At 38.4% G+C, this 2,484-nt stretch carries 1 protein-coding gene and 2 tRNA genes; 1 reads left to right on the top strand and 2 read right to left on the bottom strand.

Translation table 11 applies throughout. From position 1 onward, the window contains the following. Positions 1-294 precede the first annotated feature (294 nt). Positions 295-1,710: a sodium:alanine symporter family protein gene (locus tag P20652_RS03290; protein WP_008171513.1), complete on the top strand. Its 1,416-nt coding sequence runs from the start codon at positions 295-297 to the stop codon at positions 1,708-1,710. Between the two features lie 575 nt (positions 1,711-2,285). On the opposite strand, the gene P20652_RS18915 is transcribed toward P20652_RS03290, so the two are convergent. Beyond that, a tRNA-Leu gene (locus P20652_RS18915) sits at positions 2,286-2,372 on the bottom strand. Between the two features lie 38 nt (positions 2,373-2,410). Beyond that, positions 2,411-2,484: transfer RNA gene (locus tag P20652_RS18910), tRNA-Cys, on the bottom strand.

Raw genomic sequence — 2,484 nt, 5'->3', positions numbered from 1 at the left:
CGACAATTTAAAACCGAAGTTTTATTTAACTCTCTGAGTAGTTCGTGCCTCGCTATGCTTCAGCGTTTCCCGTCTCATTGGGGTCGCATTATAGGGAGCGGCGGATTTTACGCAAGCGTTATTTTCATTAAATAGTAATTAAAATTAAGCCCCACGCAAGCACACACGATAAGCACAAGTTACCCACAAAAGCCTGTTGATAACTTTGGTTTTTGCACTTTAGAACTAAACACTTTTACCTTGATGTGATAAGTTGCGCTCACTTTTTTTAACTCATGTATTTAGGCAGTATTCATGACTGACATCGTAAATAGTATAAGTGCCCTTCTATGGGGACAAATTCTCGTCTACTTATTAATAGCCGCAGGTCTTTTCTTTACTTTTAGATTAAGCTTTATTCAGTTTGTGCAATTTCCGTATATGTTTAAAGTTATGTTTGGCTCTCGTAAATGTGCCGATAACGAAATTTCATCCTTTCAGGCTTTTTGTACTTCGTTAGCTGCACGTGTTGGTACAGGTAATATGGCTGGGGTTGCTGTTGCCTTATACTTAGGTGGTCCGGGTGCTATTTTTTGGATGTGGCTTATTGCATTAATAGGTATGGCTACAAGCTTTGCTGAAAGTACTTTGGCTCAGGCTTATAAAACAAAAGATGCAGAAGGCAATTTTAGAGGTGGCCCTGCTTATTATATGCAAAACGGTTTAAGTAAACGCTGGATGGGTACTTTATTCTCGTTATGCTTAATTTTAGCCTTTGGTTTAGTATTTAACGCCGTTCAGTCAAACTCTATTGCTGCAGCATTTGAAGTCGCGTTTGATATACCTAAGTATATAGTAGGCATTCTCTTGGTCATTGGCTCTGGCATTATTATTTTTGGTGGTCTTAAAACCATTTCTCGCTTTGCTGAGATGGTTGTCCCATTTATGGCATTAGCTTATTTGTTAGTTGCCCTTTATGTATGCGCTATTAACTTTACTTCTTTACCTGATGTATTTGTACTTATTATAAAGAGCGCCTTTGGTATTGAACAAGCTGGTGCCGGTGCAATTGGCTATGGTGTAACTCAAGCTATGATCCAAGGTATAAAGCGTGGTTTGTTCTCGAACGAAGCTGGCATGGGTAGTGCTGCTAATGCTGCAGCTACTGCAACACCTTACCCTCCACATCCTGCATCACAAGGTTATATACAGATGCTAGGTGTATTTATTGATACTATTGTTATCTGTACAGCAACAGCATCCCTTATTTTATTATCGCAACAATTAGTTCCTGGCTCTGGTGTTATGGGAATTGAACTTACACAAGCCGCATTACAAGAACATGTCGGCGACTGGGGTACTTACTTTATTGCCATTGCTATATTGTTTTTTGCTTTTACCTCTATTGTGGCTAATTACTCTTACGCCGAAACAAATTTAATGTTTTTAGAGCACAACTCTAATAAAAGTATGTTTATCTTTAGATTTGTTGTTTTAGGTATGGTGATGTTTGGGTCCGTTGGAGAACTTGGCTTAATTTGGACACTAGCAGATATATCAATGGGTTTAATGGCCATTGTCAATGTTGTAGCATTATTTATGCTGTCAGGCGTTGTTGTGTGGCTCTCTAAAGATTACAACGCACAACGCAAAAAGGGCTTAATACCGACCTTTGACAAAAGTAAACATCCTAAACTTGCTAAAGAGGTCGATCCCGAGGCCTGGAAATAAACTATAAGCAGCGAGCTACGGCTCGCTTTATTAGTTACCTATTTGAATTACCACCATAGCCTATACTTATTATTACTCGCGATTCTAACTTCTAATAATCATGTGTTACCTACCAATTCAACAATTACTTTATGCTTCTAGCACATGAGTTTGTGATCTTTGCTTTCAAAGTTGTTTGCTCTAGATATGAAGATCGCTTTACTGTTTTAAATTTTTTAAAGCTAATGGCTTACTCTACGGGTTGGTACCATAAGCCTATGGCACTTAGCTCAGTTCAAAGTACATTCATTACTAAGGATTGGATTACATGGCTGGTTTATTTAAGACGTTATAAGGTAAGTTTGGAGATACTACATTATGCTTATCAATATATATCTTTAATAAAATGGGTATATAAACCCTTACTAAACCATCACACAACGCTATTACTGGGTACATCATGCATAAAATAGTTCATATCAAGATAACATAAATCATAGAAAAAATAAGATTGATAAATCAGAATTTTTCTGGATATTTTGTAAATATTAGAAGGTTTACTAAAGAATCTTTAAGCAGAGCGCTTAATGTAAAGATGGTGCCCGAGGCCGGACTTGAACCGGCACGACTTGTTAGTCGAGGGATTTTAAATCCCTTGTGTCTACCAATTCCACCACTCGGGCATCGAGTTTGCTAATTAAAGCGTGTGGAGTAAATTATATGGAGGCGGAACCCGGAGTCGAACCGGGGTGAACGGATTTGCAATCCGGTGCATGGCCACTCTGCCATTCCGCC

This window comes from Pseudoalteromonas sp. BSi20652 (assembly GCF_000239855.1).
Classification (GTDB): domain Bacteria; phylum Pseudomonadota; class Gammaproteobacteria; order Enterobacterales; family Alteromonadaceae; genus Pseudoalteromonas.
Note: the sequence above shows the minus strand (reverse complement) of the source record. Positions and strands in the feature narration are given on the sequence as shown.